Origin of the sequence: Psychrobacter sp. SCQQ22 (genome assembly GCF_015864605.1) — a bacterium.
GTDB lineage: Bacteria > Pseudomonadota > Gammaproteobacteria > Pseudomonadales > Moraxellaceae > Psychrobacter > Psychrobacter fozii.
In genome coordinates this window covers 115,261-134,076 of the sequence record NZ_JADYWZ010000010.1, presented here as the reverse complement: position 1 = coordinate 134,076, position 18,816 = coordinate 115,261, and the positions used below count along the sequence as shown (strand labels likewise).

General features: G+C 41.5%; 17 protein-coding genes and 1 tRNA gene. 4 read left to right on the top strand and 14 right to left on the bottom strand.

Annotated elements, in window-relative coordinates:
• Nucleotides 1-15 precede the first annotated feature (15 nt).
• Nucleotides 16-92 (top strand) — tRNA-Asp (locus tag I6E84_RS12835).
• A gap of 284 nt (nucleotides 93-376) precedes the next feature.
• The gene (locus I6E84_RS12830) at nucleotides 377-1,270 is read left to right on the top strand and encodes a hypothetical protein (RefSeq protein ID WP_197218373.1); all 894 of its coding nucleotides are present in this window, start codon (nucleotides 377-379) and stop codon (nucleotides 1,268-1,270) included.
• 327 nt (nucleotides 1,271-1,597) lie between these two features.
• On the opposite strand, the gene modB is transcribed toward I6E84_RS12830, so the two are convergent.
• The 12 genes from modB to surE all read right to left on the bottom strand — a co-directional run bounded on the left by modB (nucleotide 1,598) and on the right by surE (nucleotide 12,229).
• On the bottom strand, nucleotides 1,598-2,299 hold the full coding sequence (gene modB, locus I6E84_RS12825) for a molybdate ABC transporter permease subunit (RefSeq protein ID WP_197218372.1): 702 nt from the start codon (nucleotides 2,297-2,299) through the stop codon (nucleotides 1,598-1,600).
• Between the two features lie 54 nt (nucleotides 2,300-2,353).
• Nucleotides 2,354-3,187, bottom strand: a complete 834-nt coding sequence (gene modA, locus I6E84_RS12820; protein ID WP_197218371.1) for a molybdate ABC transporter substrate-binding protein — start codon at nucleotides 3,185-3,187, stop codon at nucleotides 2,354-2,356.
• Nucleotides 3,180-3,671 (bottom strand): molybdenum cofactor biosynthesis protein MoaE, encoded by a 492-nt coding sequence (locus I6E84_RS12815; RefSeq protein ID WP_197218370.1) that lies wholly within the window; start codon nucleotides 3,669-3,671, stop codon nucleotides 3,180-3,182. The genes modA and I6E84_RS12815 overlap by 8 nt, the downstream gene beginning before the upstream one ends.
• Before the next feature lie 74 nt (nucleotides 3,672-3,745).
• Nucleotides 3,746-4,045, bottom strand: a complete 300-nt coding sequence (locus tag I6E84_RS12810) for a MoaD/ThiS family protein (protein ID WP_227681514.1) — start codon at nucleotides 4,043-4,045, stop codon at nucleotides 3,746-3,748.
• Nucleotides 4,046-4,122: 77 nt separating this feature from the next.
• On the bottom strand, nucleotides 4,123-4,629 hold the full coding sequence (gene moaC / locus I6E84_RS12805; protein WP_197218369.1) for a cyclic pyranopterin monophosphate synthase MoaC: 507 nt from the start codon (nucleotides 4,627-4,629) through the stop codon (nucleotides 4,123-4,125).
• A 25-nt stretch (nucleotides 4,630-4,654) separates the two neighbouring features.
• On the bottom strand, nucleotides 4,655-5,374 hold the full coding sequence (locus tag I6E84_RS12800) for a molybdenum cofactor guanylyltransferase (protein WP_197218367.1): 720 nt from the start codon (nucleotides 5,372-5,374) through the stop codon (nucleotides 4,655-4,657).
• 11 nt (nucleotides 5,375-5,385) lie between these two features.
• Complete coding sequence (gene moaB / locus I6E84_RS12795) at nucleotides 5,386-5,916, bottom strand: molybdenum cofactor biosynthesis protein B (protein WP_197218365.1); 531 nt, start codon at nucleotides 5,914-5,916, stop codon at nucleotides 5,386-5,388.
• Between the two features lie 98 nt (nucleotides 5,917-6,014).
• Nucleotides 6,015-7,049 carry a GTP 3',8-cyclase MoaA gene (gene moaA / locus I6E84_RS12790; RefSeq protein WP_197100709.1) on the bottom strand — a complete coding sequence of 345 codons (1,035 nt, stop codon included), beginning with the start codon at nucleotides 7,047-7,049 and terminating at the stop codon, nucleotides 6,015-6,017.
• Nucleotides 7,050-7,176: 127 nt separating this feature from the next.
• Entirely contained in the window at nucleotides 7,177-8,472 is a 1,296-nt protein-coding gene (gene glp / locus I6E84_RS12785) for a gephyrin-like molybdotransferase Glp (RefSeq protein ID WP_197218363.1), read from the bottom strand.
• A gap of 548 nt (nucleotides 8,473-9,020) precedes the next feature.
• Nucleotides 9,021-10,322, bottom strand: coding sequence for a lytic murein transglycosylase (locus I6E84_RS12780; protein WP_197218362.1), 1,302 nt, complete (start codon nucleotides 10,320-10,322; stop codon nucleotides 9,021-9,023).
• A 124-nt stretch (nucleotides 10,323-10,446) separates the two neighbouring features.
• Nucleotides 10,447-11,238, bottom strand: a complete 792-nt coding sequence (locus I6E84_RS12775; protein ID WP_197218361.1) for a LysM peptidoglycan-binding domain-containing M23 family metallopeptidase — start codon at nucleotides 11,236-11,238, stop codon at nucleotides 10,447-10,449.
• 178 nt (nucleotides 11,239-11,416) lie between these two features.
• On the bottom strand, nucleotides 11,417-12,229 hold the full coding sequence (surE, locus tag I6E84_RS12770; RefSeq protein WP_197218360.1) for a 5'/3'-nucleotidase SurE: 813 nt from the start codon (nucleotides 12,227-12,229) through the stop codon (nucleotides 11,417-11,419).
• A gap of 497 nt (nucleotides 12,230-12,726) precedes the next feature.
• On the opposite strand from surE, the gene I6E84_RS12765 reads away from it, so the two are divergent.
• Nucleotides 12,727-13,161: an MCR_0457 family protein gene (locus I6E84_RS12765; protein ID WP_197218359.1), complete on the top strand. Its 435-nt coding sequence runs from the start codon at nucleotides 12,727-12,729 to the stop codon at nucleotides 13,159-13,161.
• Nucleotides 13,162-13,730: 569 nt separating this feature from the next.
• The gene (locus I6E84_RS12760) at nucleotides 13,731-14,897 is read left to right on the top strand and encodes a D-alanyl-D-alanine carboxypeptidase family protein (RefSeq protein ID WP_197218358.1); all 1,167 of its coding nucleotides are present in this window, start codon (nucleotides 13,731-13,733) and stop codon (nucleotides 14,895-14,897) included.
• Between the two features lie 139 nt (nucleotides 14,898-15,036).
• On the opposite strand, the gene I6E84_RS12755 is transcribed toward I6E84_RS12760, so the two are convergent.
• Both I6E84_RS12755 and der read right to left on the bottom strand, forming a co-directional pair.
• Complete coding sequence (locus I6E84_RS12755; RefSeq protein WP_197218357.1) at nucleotides 15,037-16,974, bottom strand: sensor histidine kinase; 1,938 nt, start codon at nucleotides 16,972-16,974, stop codon at nucleotides 15,037-15,039.
• Between the two features lie 184 nt (nucleotides 16,975-17,158).
• Nucleotides 17,159-18,583 carry a ribosome biogenesis GTPase Der gene (der, locus tag I6E84_RS12750; RefSeq protein WP_110922324.1) on the bottom strand — a complete coding sequence of 475 codons (1,425 nt, stop codon included), beginning with the start codon at nucleotides 18,581-18,583 and terminating at the stop codon, nucleotides 17,159-17,161.
• Nucleotides 18,584-18,816 lie beyond the last annotated feature (233 nt).

The window sequence follows — 18,816 nt, the reverse complement described above, 5'->3', positions numbered from 1 at the left end:
GCTAAAGAGACCTAAGCAGCGGTAGTTCAGTTGGTTAGAATACCGGCCTGTCACGCCGGGGGTCGCGGGTTCGAGTCCCGTCCGCTGCGCCATATTTAAAACGAATTTAAACTTTCGAGTTTAAGCAAGTTTCGCCTCAAACATTAGATTGTTTGAGGTTTTTTTGTGTCTTTCAATTCCTTTTGAGTCCTTTCTAATATAAACTTATGAGTCCTTTTTCCAATTATTTTTCATTAAGAGCAATTCACTTCATCGTTAAAAACTAATCAAGAAAATACGAGAAACTGTAAGAAAACTTTAGTTTTTATACCCTCTTCTAGCTATTGATAACTTTCCTCGTAATTAAAAGTTAAGTTTCCTAGGAATATCAAAATAAATGTCAGAACAAAGAATTAACCCTCATCAAGTTACGAAACCTATACAGCTTTTAGCTGCATGGTTAGTAGGACTTATTTTAATAAATGGCTCATTCCTAGGCGCAGCACATCTAATTACGACACCTGACTGGGTACCAGGTTTATTAGTTTTTGCTGCAGTAATAAATGTTCCTGTTTTTTTAGGACTCATTTTCTTTTTACAAACTAAGTTTCGTGCTGAGTTGCAAGAAGATACATTCTACTCAAAGCACTTAGAAAAAATTACTGGTGGAGCAAGAAAATCTTCAAAAGATGAGGATGAGTTTTTAAGCTACTTAAAAATTTATGAAAATAGCAATAATAATAAAATTCAAGAACTTTCTAAAAGTATAAATAGTATAGAAAGTATAGTTTCAACTATTTCGAATAATAGAGACTCCTCTATAGATATTAAAGCTATATTTGAGAAACTAAATGAAGCAAAAAATACGCTATCAGAAGCTGAAATTATTAAAAATAAAAATATAACTAAGATAGCCTTAAATGACTTAGTTACTAATTATAAAGAGATAGCTACGGATTTGGTGAAATCAGGGTATAAGATATCTGAAACATTTGGCTCATCTAGCCACACTAAAACGGCTCCCAAATACCTAACTATCTCATTTACTGACAATATAAATAAACCCGCTTTGGCGGAGTTATACGCTTTAGTTAAAAAATATGGTTTTAATCGTATTGATTTTTCTGAAGGAGATATAGGCGATTCGGATATATATATTGGTTCATATATTGACGATTTTACAGATGAGAGAAATTCTATATTGATATCTGGAGAAATAGAATCAGCGATACTTAATAATGATATATCAGTAAAGGAGTTAGGGAGTTTGATCGTAATAAATAGAGAATAATACATCTCAGTAGGTTTGTAGTCAATAAGTAGAATTTATCTCTCTAGACGCTTCAATAATTTCACTATAAGTTAACTGATGAGCTTTTCAGTATTTTTTTATCTTTTACATTATTGTTAAGAAGCCATTTTAGTAAACGTATAGAGATGTTATCTTTTGGAATTATAATTTATACAAGTTTCAACCTCAAGTATTAGTTTACCTGAGGTTTTTTTATGTCTGTGGTTTTTTGTCTATGTTCCCTCTAATATAACTACCTCTCGATAAGCATCTATTTTGTATTAGCAATAGTTATAATCATCCAACGGGCGTGCAGGTATTTTAGTATTATGAACGCTGGCTCATTCGACTCAGACTAGCAATCAAGACCACCATGAATACACCGATAATAATAAGGAAGCCTGACATCATGTGTGCTGCCTCATAATTAAGGGCTTCGACTTGCTCATATATCGCAATCGATATCACTTTAGTCTCACCAGAGATACTGCCACCTATCATCAGCACGACACCGAACTCACCAATAGTATGGGCAAAGCTGATCAAGCTACCTAGCACGATACCAATGCGCGCTTGCGGTAACGCGACGGTTATAAAACGCCTGAGACGGCTCGGCTCTAATAAGCTTGCGACTTCCGTTACGCTTTTCGGAATACGTAAAAACTGTGCATAAACAGGTTGGATATAAAAAGGTAATGAGTAAATAATAGAACCAATTACCAAGCCTTCGAAGGTAAATATCAATGGGCTGATATTATGCTCACTCAACCATCGCCCAATACTCATACTAGGACTAAACAATAATAAAAGGTAAAACCCTATAACAGTAGGCGGCAAAACGAGTGGCATAGCAATAATGCCTATAAGCAAGACTTTAAGTCGTGCTATATATTTGTTATTGCTAGGCTTTGCAAGCCAATAGGCTACAGGTGTAGCAAATAATAATAAGCATAAGGTAGTGACACCAGCAAGCTTAATACTCACCCACAATGGACTTAGCATATCTGACATAAGCGACTGATCTATCATAATGTCACTGCTCGTCCCTACTGGTCATGAAGATAAAATTGGTGTTGTATGTGGTTACTGCACAGGCAGATAACCAGCTTGTAAGAAATGCTGTTGCCCTGCTGTTGAGCGTAAATAGTCAGTGAAATCTACTGCCATATCTGAGTCACTGATTACGATGCCATCTTGCAATATAGCAGGATAGGTGTCTGGGTTTAGCGTCATAAACTGCTCAGGCTTGGCTTTAATCGCGATGAGCTGAGACTGCGCCACAAAGCCATAATCAACACTAGCGGTATGTGCATACTGAAAGGCTTGGCTGATATTCTCTGCTTGTATGATTCGTTTTTGCTTACTTAAAGGCTCATAGAGATTTTGTGATTCTAAGAACGCTTTAGCTGACGCGCCATAAGGGGCAAGCTCAGGATTGGCGATGGTTATTTTAGCGGTTGCATCATTCATAAAGACATCAGCCAGTGAGTCTATATTGAGTTCATTCAATGATTTGGTCACACTGTATAGCGCCAATTGACCTTGTGCATAAGTAAACGGAGGATGTGTTATCTCGTTTGAATGACTACCCTCTTTCTCTTTCGCAAGCTTAGCAGGAAATTCTTGATTGGCTGATAAAAATATATCATAAGGCGCGCCAGCAATTATTTGCGCATATAGCTTACCTGATGAGCTATAAGTCACTTCAATGTCAGATTCAGCTAAATTGTTATCTGCTTGATACGCATCAATAATACTCGGTAGTACATCAGATAAATTAGCAGCAGCAGCGATACGTAGCGTCTGGGTAGACTCAGATGAGTTGGTAGCAGACTCTATATCAACACTTTTCTCTTGCGTACAAGCGCTTAATAATACTATCACAGCAGTAGATGCTAATAACGCTAACTTACCCATTATTGCTCAGCCACTTAGATGAGTCATCCTCGTAATACTCTTGTTTCCATACAGGAATATCTGCCTTTACCGTGTCTAGTATCCAGCGACAGGCATCAAAAGCGGAGTAACGATGGGCAGAAACGACGCCTACCCATATGGCCACATCACCTACTTCTAGCGCGCCAATACGATGTATCGCAATTGCATGCGTAATCTCAAAACGCTTCTTGGCTTCTTCTATAATGGCACGGCCTTGATTAATCGCCAAATCCTCATAGCCATAATAGGTCAAACGATCAACGCTAGTGGCATTATTATGATTGCGTACTCTTCCTTCGAAGCATACAAACGCGCCGCAGCTATCATCATCGAGCGTTTTTTTGAGTCTGTCCTCATCGATCGCTACATCTAATAAAGCAAAACCATCACGCTCAGCGATTGCATATACTTCATCCACACTACGCTTGATAGTCATCGAATGGCTATGAACATTATCTGTCATGTATTTTCTCTGTTTATTCTACTGTCTGTTAAATACTTATGAACGCCTATACACCTATCTATCCATTTATTTATTTAGCCACCAGCGACTGGCGTGATAAACACTACACTATCGCCATCAGAAATAGGGTCTGTCCACTTAGCGAAATAATCATTCACCGCCACTCGCAGCTCTGATTGTGGACGACTAAAGCGATGTGTTTGACTCAACTGTGTATATAAATCAATAAGCGACATTGATGAGTCAATGCTCACCTTTTCCTCATGACAGCCCGCTTCATCAGCTAAACTGGCGAAGTATAGAATATTAATAGCCATCAACGATTCACTGTTTTTTTCTACGTCAACATTATCCATAACATCAGTAGTACTCATAAAACCTTCCATTTATTGCAAGCTGTCGAGCTTCATATTTATAATATTGCTAAGTGTTCAAACAAAATCTGATGATGTTATTTGTGCTGATAATCGGATTTACCACCTGTCTTTTTGACCAAATGAACACCATCAATAACAATATCATGTGACAGTGCTTTGGTCATGTCATAAATGGTCAAACAAGCCACACTGACTGCGGTTAGCGCTTCCATCTCAACCCCTGTTTTGTGGGTAACTTTGACAGTCGCGCTCACACTAATACTGTGGCTGGCATCGTCATACTCAAAGCTCAAGCCGATTTTATCTAACGGTAATGGATGACACAGTGGAATGAGGTCATGCGTACGCTTGGCCGCCATGATACCTGCAATATGTGCAGTCTGGGTGATACTGCCCTTTTTGGTCATGCCATCAGCTGCTTTAATTTGGGTATAAATCTCGCTTGGGAAACGCACTTGTCCGACAGCATGAGCCTCGCGTGTCGTGGCGGTCTTGCCACTGACATCAACCATAGTGATATCACCGTCACTGTCTAAATGAGACAAGGTCGACTGGTTGCTTTCTTGGCTACTGATATTCATTTGTGATTTCTCTCGATAGACTTTTTTATAAATTATTTAAAGCCGCACATGCCTGCTCAAAATCTTCAGGCGTATTAAAATTGGTCAAGTGCTGCCAACTCTTTGCAAAGGGTACAGACTGCACCATAGGCTTGATAAATGGCATTACTCGGCGCTGACCACTATCAATATAGGCTTTTAAGTCAGGCTCAATACTCAACTGATAAAGCCCTAACAGTGGATATAGGTGACTGTCGTCTGTTAAGCAGATGACTTTTTTATCAGCGGCTTGAGCACTCGCCCATTGCAATTCGTGCCACAAGTCAGTCGCCGGTATCAAACTATCGCAGCTAATGACCATGAGCCATGATGACTTGTTCTTATCCATAGTCGCTGAACCAGCCGCTGAACCATTTACCTTAATCAATGTTTGCATGGCAGACTCAATAGCGGTTAATGCACCAGCCGTATCAATCTGTTCATCACTCTCATTAGTAGTATAATCAGAGATATGAAAAATTGCTGAGCACGGTCGGCTTCGCACTAAATCTGCATCAATATCAAAGCCACGCCCATTGTCTGCAATCATAATAGGCAGATGGGTATCAGCCACATTTAGCTCAAGCGCGTGACGGACATGATAGTCGAGCAAGCGTTCCCCTGTCGGCAAAGTAAGCGCCGCTTTGGGCGTACCCATGCGTTTAGATGCCCCGCCCGCCAAAATAACAATGCCTGCCAAGCCAGTTGCCAGATTTGAATTATTCATCGTTGATAATATCAGTCGTGACTTGGGTTTTGTGCCAAAAAATGCGGCACAAAGTTACATGGACGTGTACGACTATCAAACTGATCCTTCAAGATATTTTCCCAACCTGTACGACACGCACCTGATGAGCCAGGTAAGCAAAAGATACCCGTGCCATTCGCCATGCCAGCCACAGCTCGCGACTGTACTGTTGACATGCCAATCTCATCTTTTGAGATGAGGCGGAACATTTCACCAAAGCCATCGATAGATTTATCAAACAAGACCTTTACTGCCTCTGGCATACTGTCTCTAATGAAAAAACCTGTGCCGCCAGTCGTAATCACTGCATGAACTTTTGGATCCGCAATCCAACCACTAATAACAGCTCTTATTTGATAAATGTCATCGGTAATCAGCTGACGGTCTGCCAAATGGTGGCCTGCTTCCTTTAGACTATCGACTAAATACTGTCCTGACGTGTCTTCTGCTAGCGTACGACTATCCGAGACGGTCAATACAGCTATATTAAGTGGGGTAAATTGTGCAGCAGGCTTGCTCATAAAAATTCCTTTATACATATAATTTTATAGTATGTTTAAAAATGTCGTTGGCACTCTAGCTATTCAATGTCGTGTGTCATGCTTAATGGCTGTACACCTTAACCACCAATGATTGATAGATTGTGCATGATGCCACTGTTAGAGTCGTGCAGATGATGGTGCTCAGGCTTGATCGGCATAAATTCATGTAAGGTATTCACCAGTCCTTGCACATTGTTTTGCTGCAGATGCGGACGAATATCATAATTGCCTTCATCGAACAGACATAAATGTACTTTACCCTGACTGCTGACTCGCAGACGGTTACAGGTATCACAAAAATGTGCAGCATAAGGCGCGATCATACCGATACGGCCTACATAGTCAGGATGACTGTACTCTACCGCTGGGCCATCGCTACTCCCACGCTCATGTGGTTGCCAGCCGCGCTCCAATAGATAGTCAGTGATGATATCAGACTGCGCATGCTGGGCAAAAAACAAGTCACTATTATCACTGGTCTGCATAAACTCGATAAAACGATAGGTGACTTTTCTGTCTTTTACATAGTCGATGGCATCCATGAGATTTTCAAAGGCCGTCTCTGCCATCAAAACACCGTTTATTTTGAGTTTAATATCGGTCGTTTCTAGTAGCGTATCCATATCGATGAGCAGCTGCGGCAAACTATTGAAGCCCGTCATCTTATGAAAGGTCGCGGCATCAAAGCTATCCATACTGATATTAAGCTGATCCAGTCCTGCGGCTTGCCAACTGGCTAAGTGCTTGCCGAGCTTATAACCATTACTGGTCATCGCCACTGTCTGGATGCCATCAGTTTGCTTAATCGTTTTTATAATCTCAACAACATCGCGGCGAATAGAAGGCTCACCACCAGTAATTCTGACTTTTTTAGTCCCTACTTGGGCAAAGCCGCGTATTAATGTAGCAATCTCAGGTACACTCAATTCGTTATCAGGGCGCTTGCCTTGGTAACCATTTGGTAAACAGTATTCACAGCTAAAATTACAAAAATCAGTGATAGATAGACGCAGATAAGTCAGACGACGTGAAAACCCATCCGTCAGGGGTTCATAGTTTTCCAGTGGCGAGTACTGTTGAGCACTACCTATGTTACCGTAATTATCACTCATATTTTACTACCGTCAGTATTGCTTACTATCTATAAGCATTACTTTATTATTTGCGTTTAGCATACTATTATAGAAATTATTATCAGTGGTTTAATACTCACCTTATAGTAAGTTAACACATGGAGAATTAATTATATAACCAAGGAAAAGGTTGTACCGTGACCGTACTATTTGCAGAGACATTGCCGCTGTCTTTGTCCAATACAATAAAACAATTGGCACGGCTAAGCTGCTTTATTCTGTGAGATTGCTGACTGGTGAAGCTCTCGACTTCATAACTGCCTACTGCATTCTGTGACAGCACACCGCGCTGAAAGTCTTTACGACCTGCTGACTTTCTGATGTCATTGGTGAGCGTGGCTTGAATACTCAGCTGCATAGGCTGCTCTAACACGTCCGCGCCTGACATCTGCCACAGTGCTGGTATCACAAACTGTAGCGCGCCAACGACTGTGGATAAGGGATTGCCCGGTAGACCAAAGTACAGCACTGGCTTATCAATGTCTTTGTTTAATTCACCAAACACGAAAGGCTTGCCTGGCTTCATAGCCACTTTATAGTGATTGATTTGACCTAACTGCTCAATCACAGTGGTTAAAAAGTCATAATCACCAACAGATACACCCGCCGTTGAGATAATGACATCACAGTCTTGCATGGCATCATGAATAGCAGCGGTCGTCTGTTCTAAGTTATCAGGGATGATACCGTAATCACGAATGGTAATAGGTAAGTCTGATAAGAGGCTTTTGAGCGTTGGAGTATTGGAATTATATATTTGCGCTAAGCTGGTCAGCTCATTACCAATCGCCACGAGCTCATCGCCAGTGGCTAAAACACCTACCGTCAGTGGCTCAAACATACGGACTTGGCTAATACCTAAGTTTGCTAACAAGCTAATATCAGCAGGGTTAATACGCTTGCCTATTTTCAGCACCGCCTCACCCGATTCAATTTCTTCGCCCTGTTTACGAATATTTTTATCAACCTGAGCCGCTTGCACTAGCGTTATAGCATAAGGTTGTGATTTATCAAGCGTATCTTTTATGTCTAAAAAATTGGTGTTCTCTTGCATGATAACCGTATCGCAACAGTCTGGCACTACCGCACCCGTAAAGATACGGACACCTTGCCCTGCTATCAACTCACCTATATAAGCGCAGCCAGCCTGAGACTCTCCGATAATGTCGATAGTGCTGTCCATTGCTAGCTCGCTACCTTGTGCAATCGCATAGCCATCCATCGCAGATAGATTCTGTCTGGGCACATCAAATGTCGAGGTGATGTCTTGCGCCAAAATATGGTTGCGACTGTCTAATAAGTCACACGTCTGCAGAGCTCTATTTTGTAGTGGAAAGTCGGTATCGTTGCAGTTATTTATACGCTGCTTTATCGCTGCTTGTAGTTCTTCCATGGTAATCATATCGCACACTCTTTGGGTCGTTCTATTTATTTATTATTTGAAAACTGTTATTCGAAAACTGTTATTTAAAAATTATCCTTTGAAAACTGCTACTAAAAACGTGGTTTAAAAAATCCATTTTCTAGAGCGTGTCCTCATTTTAAAAATGGTGATAAAAATAAGATAAATTGCAGTCAAACAAGGAAAATAGCGCAGATAATATTGAGATATTAGTCAGCTATTTGACGCCATTTGGCAAGATTTAGCCATTTTTAACCCATTTAGATAACTATCGATTGAATTGAGGACACGCCCTAGAGTCTAGCACTCACAATCGTAATTTTCTTGTATTAACCTTGTCCTGATAAGTTTTGACAAAAGCGCAGTAGATTCAACTTGAGTACTCCATACTTATTGTCTCGATAGCTACCAGCAAAATCACCCATAGACTGAGGCAAAAAAAGCACCTTGGCAAGGTGCTTTTTGTAGAACAAAGTAACGTAATCATTGAAACATCAGCGGTCAAAAACAGTGGCACTTATATCACGTATCAACAGCAATAGCTTCTCTCACCATGATGCCAATGAAGACGCGCTACGCTGGGTAATAAAGCCATCTGGAGTCTGACCATTATCTCCCTGCCAGCGTTGGAACGCCATACGAGTATTAGTACCAACGATGCCATCCGCGCCTTTTGTGTCGTAACCTGCACTGGTCAAGCGCTGTTGTAAACTACGTACCTGAGTAGTCGATAACGGACGCTCATAGCGCGGCCATGACTTTTGCAAGCCGCCTTGTCCCGTAATTGCTTTACCCAATAAGCTCACCCCTAGCGCATAGCTTGATGAATTGTTATAGACCTTGATTACATCAAAGTTTGGGCTTAACAATAGTACTGGACCATCCTTGCCAGCTGGCAGCCATAGCTCCATTTCTGTATTAGCATCCAACGACACATCCGCTATTGTGTCAACGCCCATTGCAGCCCATCTAGCCGCAGACTGCTTGCTACCAACAGTTGAATAATCGAATGAGGTCGGAACCGTTGCTTCATAAAACGGCGCCAACCCACGAACCCAACCTGAGTTGCTTAGGTAATTGGCCGTAGAAGCCAAGGCATCACCAGTGGCCCATGGGTTACGATGACCATCACCATCGCCATCGACGCCATGTTTAAGCCATGTGGCAGGGATGAATTGAGTTTGACCCATACCACCAGCCCAAGAGCCCTCAAGCTGTGACCATGACACATCACCACGCTGTAATAGCGTCGCTAATGACAGTAACTGAGTTTCTGCAAACTCTTGGCGGCGACCGTCATAAGCCAAACTACCCAATGAGCTTGGCAAACTACTATTACCAGTCACAACACCATATGAAGACTCCATACCCCAGATAGCAGCGACAATTTCTGCACTCACACCATACTGTGATTCTAACTGCGACAGATATGCACGTTGCTCGGCAAACTTACGCTTACCCGTACTCACGCGCCCATCAGATACAGCAGAATCTACATATTCCCAAGGCATCTTTGAAAACTCTGGCTGTCCTGAGTCTAGCGAAATCACTTGCTGATTTAAATAAGCTGAGTCAAGCAGACGACGAACGGTTGCCGCATCATTGCCTGATGCAATCGCACGCATGGAAAAATCCGACTTCCAGTCATAAAAGCTGTTATAGCTTGGCTTTGCCACTGGCGGCGTAACTACTGGCATTGGTGTTGGTTTCACTTGTATTGTTTGAGTCTGGGTAATCTCAACATTGCCTTGACGCACGGGCTTGTTAGTCTCTTGCATGGCCTGTTGGCTCGTACACCCAACCATGACTAGAGCTGGGAAAAGAGCAATGTACTGTTTTTTTAACATCATAAAAATTCTCAGGTATGAATAAGTAAGGTGACTCAAACGACACAACTTTATGCAAATCGCGTTCATAAAGCAATGTCAGTAACGCCACTAAATTCGCCAAGCAATTAAAAACACGGTGTCAAACTTAACGTCCCAATACCGCACGTGGGTCGATAGGATTACCATTTAAACGTACTTGGAACTCCAAGCCCACTTGATTGGTTGTACCACTGTTGCCCATATTTGCAATACGTTGACCCAGCTGTACCGTATCGCCTTCTTTGACAAGTAGCTCACTATTATGTGCATAGGCAGTGATGTAGTTATCACTATGACGAATCATAATAAGGTTGCCATATTCTGTCAGACCATTACCTGAGTAGAGTACTGTTCCTGCTTGGCTGGCAAGCACTGGATCACCAACATTACCAGCAAACCACATACCCATCGTGCCCGCTGCCACATCGAAATTACGAGTGACTTGATTGCGACTTGGATATTCATAACCTGACGTTGCGTTTGCAGTTACTGCATAGACAGGGTTTTGTGAGTTATTCTGAGGCGCACTGGTTACAGGAGGTGTATAGGTTTGCTTAGGCTGTGTATACGTGTTATTCGCTGTCGTCTCTTGGCTGCCTTGCCATAGCTTGAGCCACTGACCACTATAAATCGTATACTTGCTGTCTAAGTTATTAAGTGCGCCGATTTGACGGTAACTGACACGATAGCGCTCGGCGATTTGACTGACCGTATCGCCGCGTTGCACGCGATGATAGTTAGGAATGCCTTGTGCATTGGTGACAATTGTAGGACCAGCTTGATTAGCTGATTGGTAAGTAGGTTTGGTAGCACAACCGACTATCGTTAAGGTTGCGACTGTTAGAGTGCCAATCAATGCCGCTGTTGTAAAGCGTGATCCAGCAATAAGCTTCTTCATACAAGGTTTCCTATTTTTTACGTTATTCACAAACGTCTTGTGTGACTCACAAGCATGTTGCTAACTTTTATACTACTTAAATTTTTGACAATGACCATCATTGGTCACTTGATAATCAGTACGTTCTTTTGCCTTTCACCACTTACCTAACGCCATTCATCGTTCTATAGGCACACATTTACAAAGCTAACGAAGATAAACTGTCTAGTGCAGCGACTGGCGTATGATGGAGTCGCACTGGTGATAGGCTAATATAACCTGCCGCCACTGCTTGGTCATCTGTTAATTGTATGGCAGATGATGGCATGTCTTCCATTTTTTCTGGCACCTCATGTCTAGATTTGCGTAGCGATAGCCAATAGGCATCTCGCCCGCGTGGATCAACCACATGGTGCACAGGACGGGCAATCTGACGATGCCCTAACGAAGTTATCTTGCGACCTTTGATCTCATCAGCATGATTAACATCCGGAATATTAACGTTTAATACGTGATAGGGCAAATTTTTGCAGGCATCTAATAGTGAAGTGTCAGCTAATAACTTAACAATCTCATTTGCTGCCAGCTGATAATCACTGGCTTGCTCTTGCCCACTTGCTTTGGCACCGCCGCCTACCAAAGAAGTTGCGATGGCAGGCACGCCAAAAAGCTGCGCTGTTAAGGCTGCTCCAAAGGTGCCAGAAAACATCACATCCTGCCCTAAATTAGCACCTGAGTTGATGCCCGTAATCACACAATCAAAGCGCGTATGACGATACAACTCATGTAATGCTAAATAAACACAGTCCGCAGGTGAGCCATTCACAGCGACAAAGCCAGACGGCAGTTCATGAGTGTGCAATGGCGTAGTAACACTCAAGGCACTCGCGTAACCACTCTGCTCACTATTTGGCGCCACCACCACTACGTCACCAATGGTAGACAATGCCTGATACAGTGCCAACAACCCTGGCGCATAAACCCCATCATCATTACTAATCAAAAATTTCATTGCTACTCAATATATTTATAAATGACCGTCTGTCCACTTATGAACTTTATCGGCATAAAATTGCTATAATTAGAACCGGAAACAGAAGCGATAGCATCACAGCCTCGGAAAAATTGCACGATATTAGTTCAGTATATCAAGGCTATATTGCAATCGTAATGATGAAAGATTATACCCTACATAGTATCCTGACACGAACCCTGTCTTTGCTTAGAATCTAGCTGATTTGTTATTTTACTAACGACTTTATCCGTATAGTCACTGAATTGGCAGAGGCAAAAGTATTGCGCTTCACGTTACAATAGGCAACAACGGACAACAATATAAACTTATATTTTTATGCTGACGTAACTTACAAGTATATGCTGCTGATATGTTGCTAAGAAACGACTTTGGCTCACAAGACATCTACACATAAATCAATATTTTATGTGACTTTTGTTTTTTTAGCCATTAACATATGACCATCAAATAAAGATAAGCGAGTGTAATGCTAAATGAAAAATCAATCGATATTATCTATAGCTTCTGTCATAGCAAAAACTGCACCAAAATTTGGTCTTGCAGGACTGATAACGTCTGTTGCTATGCTATCTCAAGCATCTTTTGCGGCGAGTAATCCTGATACAACCATACCTTTAGATATGGCTGGCGTGAACATAACCAAGCACGAAATTGCGGTGATGCAAGTGCTGTCAGAGATATGTCCACCGATGCTAAGTGGCAACCAAAAACAGCGCTTTTATAAATCATATGGTGTGCAGTTGCACGAACTAATGCCATCTTTAGAGGATCCAAAAGCGGCTATTCAATATCTCTCAACTCAACAAGATTATCGTCAAATCTTACAAGGCATTCGTAGCTGGACGATGGGCTTCTCAAAGCAAGAAAACAAAGCACTATGTGAAGATTTAGCAAACGCTGAATATTAGTCGCCGGCCTAGATACTATTAGATAATATCCAGATATAACTAGCCTACTAGCAAGTAGCAAGTAGCAAGTAGCAAGTAGCAAGTAGCAAGTAGCAAGTAGCAAGTAGCAAGTAGCAAGTAGCAAGTAGCAAGTAGCAAGTAGCAAGTATGACAAACCCGCTACCATTAACGATAATAAAACAGCGGTACTAACTAAGGCATGTCATTTCTATATAGAAAGAGACTTAAAAACTGTATGATTTAATTTGTACAATAAAAAGCTTGCTGTAGCCCCGCTCAAAATAATAGACGGTGCAGCAGGCTTTTTTGTGGCTACAACCAAACCTCCCCTAAATATTCTACTTTGTTTTTAGTCGCGCCTTATTTTTTGTATTTATCGATTCCCCATCGGTTGTCATTTTGCTAAGATAAGGCGTTAATTTTATGTCTATTGCGCAGTCATTCATATTTTCATCGATACATTATTTTAAACACTGCATTTAAGACATGCTGCTTAAAATAATGTATGAAAATTAGTACAGGATACAAGCGATAGATACATTTGGTTCCATGATGCGGTGTAACGATATATGACAGTAAAGCGTGTAAAAAATCAGCTTGTACAGCTGGTAGTTGGTGTAAGTATCTCAATGAGTGCAGTGATGGCAAGTGCTGCTATACAGCCGCCCGAGATGGACAATACCGCCTATGTATTAATGGATTACAACACTGGTGAAATCTTGGCTCAAAAAAATGCCAATGAGTCACTACCACCAGCGTCTCTCACCAAGATGATGACCAGTTATATCATTGAGCAGCGCTTAGCATCAGGTGACCTCAAAGAAGACGAACAAGTGTTAATGAGCTCAAATGCTTGGTGCCGTGGCAGTAGTAGTCAGTCTTGTATGTATGTACCAGTGAATAAGACAGCTAGTGTCATTGACATGCTACGCGGTATTATCATTCAGTCAGGTAATGATGCGTCAAAAGCGATGGCTGAGCACATTGCTGGTAGCGAAGCATCATTTGCTATCTTGATGAATGAGCAAGCAGAAAAAATTGGCATGGAGAACTCTAATTTTGTCAATGCTACTGGTATGCCTGATGAAGGCCACTTAGCATCTGCTTTAGATTTATCTAAACTTGCGCGCGCTATCATCAAAAACAGTGGCGACTATTACAGCATTTATTCAGAAAAAGAGTTTACCTATAATGGTATTACTCAAGGTAACCGTAATGCTTTGCTCATTACTGACCCAACCGTTGATGGCCTAAAAACTGGCCATACTGATGCAGCAGGCTATTGCTTGGTTGCATCAAGTAATCGTGATGGTATGCGTCTGATTTCTGTCATCATGGGTACCAAGAGCCAACAAGCCCGTGCTGATCAATCACGTGAATTATTAAACTGGGGCTTTGGTCATTTCACTACCGTTACCAAAGCACCTGCTGGACAGTTCGTCAGTAAGGTTCCAGTATGGTTCGGAGAAGCGAATGAAGTTGAACTGGCCACTGGTGACAATTTACAGATTTTGACCAGTAAAACTCAAAAGAATAAAATCACTACTGTGGTTGATATCCCTGAAAGCATAGAAGCACCTATCAAAAAAGGTCAAGAAATTGGCAAAATGATGGCGGTTATTGATGGCAAGGCCGTAGCATCAGTGCCTATCATTGCGACTAGCGATATCGAAGAATCAGGCTTTATGAGCCGTACTTGGCAACGTCTCACACGTTGGGTACAGAACCTCTTTTAAGCATAACATTAGAGATGAACAACATGCCTGATAAGTATGTTGTCCAACAAAAAAGACGCCTTGATATAGGGCGTCTTTTTTATGATTATGATTATGATTATGATTATGATAAGGAATAAGGGTTAAGGGACAGCTTAGCTTATTTCCATATCAACCAACGCTGCAGCAAATCACTCAAAGCTTTACCTTTATAAGTAGCACTACGACAATAATCCATACCTGCAACTTTTAAACCATGCTCAAAACTGTCTAAGTACTGGGCTCGATGCGGTGAGTACCAATACACTAATAACGCACGGTGCTCGCTTTCAGATCGACGGATAATATCAGCTAAGGATTCAGCTTTATTTACCACGATATCCTCTGCAAACATGACCATATTTATTTTTTTGACGCTCATCTCATCCATAACCAGCTGTTCATGCTGATGATAGATGACTGTCGCGCCCAAACGCTCCAATTCATTCCCTAAAAAACCCACTTCATGATAGTAATAATAAATGATCGTCAACCCAGCCAATAGCTGTTGCTGCTGAGACTGATGCTGGTTTGGCATTATTACCGTCAGCGTAAACTCTGTACCTAGTCCTAGCGTACTATCCACTTCAATAGTAGCACCCATAAGCTGCGCTATTTGCTTAACGACAGGCAACCCCACACCTGACCCTTCATACTGCCGAGTTTGTGATGAATCTACCTGAAAAAATGGATTAAAGATATCCTCTATATGATTGCGATCGATACCAATACCGGTATCTTTCACACTGATTTGCCAACGATTACTTTTATCAAAATGGGTCAATTGCGACGTAATAATCACTTGTCCAGCAGGCGTAAACTTGATTGCATTACTGAGTAACATCGATAGAATTTGTTGTATTTTTTCAGCATCGCCTGTAAGACTATAGTCGATATGATGAATACGGCTGGTTAATACTAAGCCTTTTTTCTGAGCAACTGGTTCAAACTCTGCCAAGATATCTGCAATCAATTGTAATGGATTGAATTCGATAGAATCGATAGTTACTTGACCTTTTTGTATTTGATTTAACTGGATAATATGGTCAAGCGACGACACCAATTTATCACTCCCATTACTAATGATTTCAATAGCATCTTTTTGCTCTCTATTGAGTAGGTCGTGATCCAATAACTGCAAACCGCCCACGATAGCATTTAGCGAGGTTTTCAACTCATGGGTTATCATACTTTGAAAGTTATGCAGCTGCACATCGAGAGACAAATCTTTGCTATGCAACTGCTTTTCAAAAGTCGCAAGCGATTCATAATCTAGGCTAACTTTTTGTAAACGATTAAACAAGGCTATAAAGGCCTCTTTGATTAGCATCAGCTCTTGAAAATTAAAATGTTGCGGAATGACTGGTAACTGCTCAAGCTCTGTGTTTTTTAACACGATGTCACAGGCTTCGGTCAGAGATTCAATATCTCTGACTGGCCATTTGAGTTTACGTAAAAGATATAAAGCCCAAAGCACTGCCAGTATGGTAGTAAAGAGCCATAGCAGCAAGTTGCTACGATACCAATGCGACCGAAGTTGTTGCACATCTAAAGTGATATTAATATAGCCAACTAGTGCACTGTCTTTATCGACTTTATCAGCTGCTGACGGCTCATTTTTATTGCCTAACAAAGTGGTAGCCGATTGCTGTTTAGATTTTAATGCATTAACGTCACTATCGATATTAATATAGTTGCTGGTTACCGGATAGTTAAAGCTGACGGTATCTGCAAATAATGCCGTTCTCCAATCATCCTTTGATTGGCTGACATCATCAACAGGCTGAGGTGTTGAATAAAACAAGATACTTTTGATACTTGGTTCATTCTCTAATAAAAACCTCACTTGCTCAGAAACAACATCAGCACTATCAGCCGTCGATGCACTGGTCGTTAGTAAAGTGGCTAGCTGTTGCACATGCCTATATTTTTCTGTGTAATGATAGACCAAACCATAAATAAAAGACAATAAAAAGCCTACTAACACAGCTAGTATGAGGGCCTGTGCGACAGAACGCCGGATTAGCACAGAGATGGTTTGCGGTGAACGGCTGTTCATATCACTCAACTAAGTCAAGATAACATTGATTTATACTACAGCTATTAGGAAGGTGTGATAGGTGAAACTGATAGATACTCACTCTTCATGACAGCTAAAGCAACCACAGATACAGTAGCGTACAGCTTACTTTATCGTGCTCTATGGCACGATAAAGTAGTAGTGAATGAGTCAACTGTCTTATCTATTTACGAGGTTTTTTATCTTTGGTGGTGAATTTTTGTGCTCGGTTGCGTTCACGTTGACGCAACTGCTGTTCTTTCGCTTTGGTAGGCGTATCGCTCTTGTTCGCATATGGGTTGTCATTTTGTTTAAGAATGACATTAAGCGGCGTACCTTCGAGCTTGAATACCTGACGGAACTGGTTTTCAAGATAGCGCTGATAGCTCTTAGGTAATGAGCTGGTCTGGTTACCATGAATAACAATGACTGGTGGATTGTGACCACCAATATGCGCATAACGTAATTTAATGCGGCGACCAGACACGGTTGGTGGTGGGTTCGCAGTTACAGCATCCTGCAAAATCTGAGTCAAACGGTTGGTTGATACTTCAAACATAGATGACTTATAAGCGCGTAAGATAGACGGATATAAATTACCTACACCAGTACCATGCAGCGCCGATATCAGATGAATTTTCACATAAGGGATAAAGTTGAAACGACGATCCATCTCAATTTTAATGTAATCTCTTTGATCCTGCGTCAGACCATCCCATTTATTAATCGCCACTACCAATGCACGACCCGCATCCAGTGCATAGCCAATCATATGTAAATCTTGGTCGACGATACCTTCGTGAGCATCAATAACAATAACGGTCACGTTAGAATCTTCGATTGCTTGCAAGGTTTTGATGACAGAGAATTTCTCTACTTTTTCATCGATTTTACCGCGGCGACGTACACCAGCGGTATCAATCAATACGTAGTCTTTACCTTCACGCTTATAAGGAATGTAAATACTGTCGCGTGTGGTACCAGGCATATCGAAAACCACCACTCGATCTTCACCTAATAGACGGTTCACTAGCGTTGATTTACCAACATTTGGACGACCAATAATAGCAAGCTTCAAACCTCTTGGCTCTACAATATTATCTTGCTCAGGCATATCCGCTGTCAATACTTCAAGCAAATTACCAACACCGCGACCATGACTGGCAGCCATTGGGTACGGCTCGCCCAATCCTAATGCATAGAATTCTGCAGGCGCAGCATCATGGACGCCATCGACTTTGTTGGCGACAACATATACTGGCTTGCCAAGTGTGTGCAAAAACTTACCAATCTCAGCGTCGGCACCAATCATACCAGCACGAGCATCAACGACGAATACAATGATATCGGCTTCGTGAATCGCAGTATGCGACTGTTCAGACATATAATCATCGATGTTACCGCTACCATCATCCGCCTCACCGATACCACCAGTGTCTACAACAATGAAAGACTTGTCTTCATAAGTAGCATCACCGTATTGACGGTCACGAGTCAGTCCTGATAAATCAGCAACCAATGCCTGCCGACTTTTTGTGAACTGATTAAATAAGGTGGATTTACCGACGTTTGGACGACCAATTAAGGCGACCACAGGCTTGATACTCATGGATTACTCTCAGTGAAAGGCAAAATGACGGACAGTACAGTTATTCTGATAACCAATAACATAACAGCGAACTTACCGCACTTGACCGTAAATTAAAATAAATAATAAAACGATAGCAAAAACAATAATCACCTATTTTACGATTAATGCCTGCTATATAAGGGGGGACTACATGTTGTATAAATAATATATAGATAACGCCTACAGCGTATCGGTCGCATAGAGTACGCGAA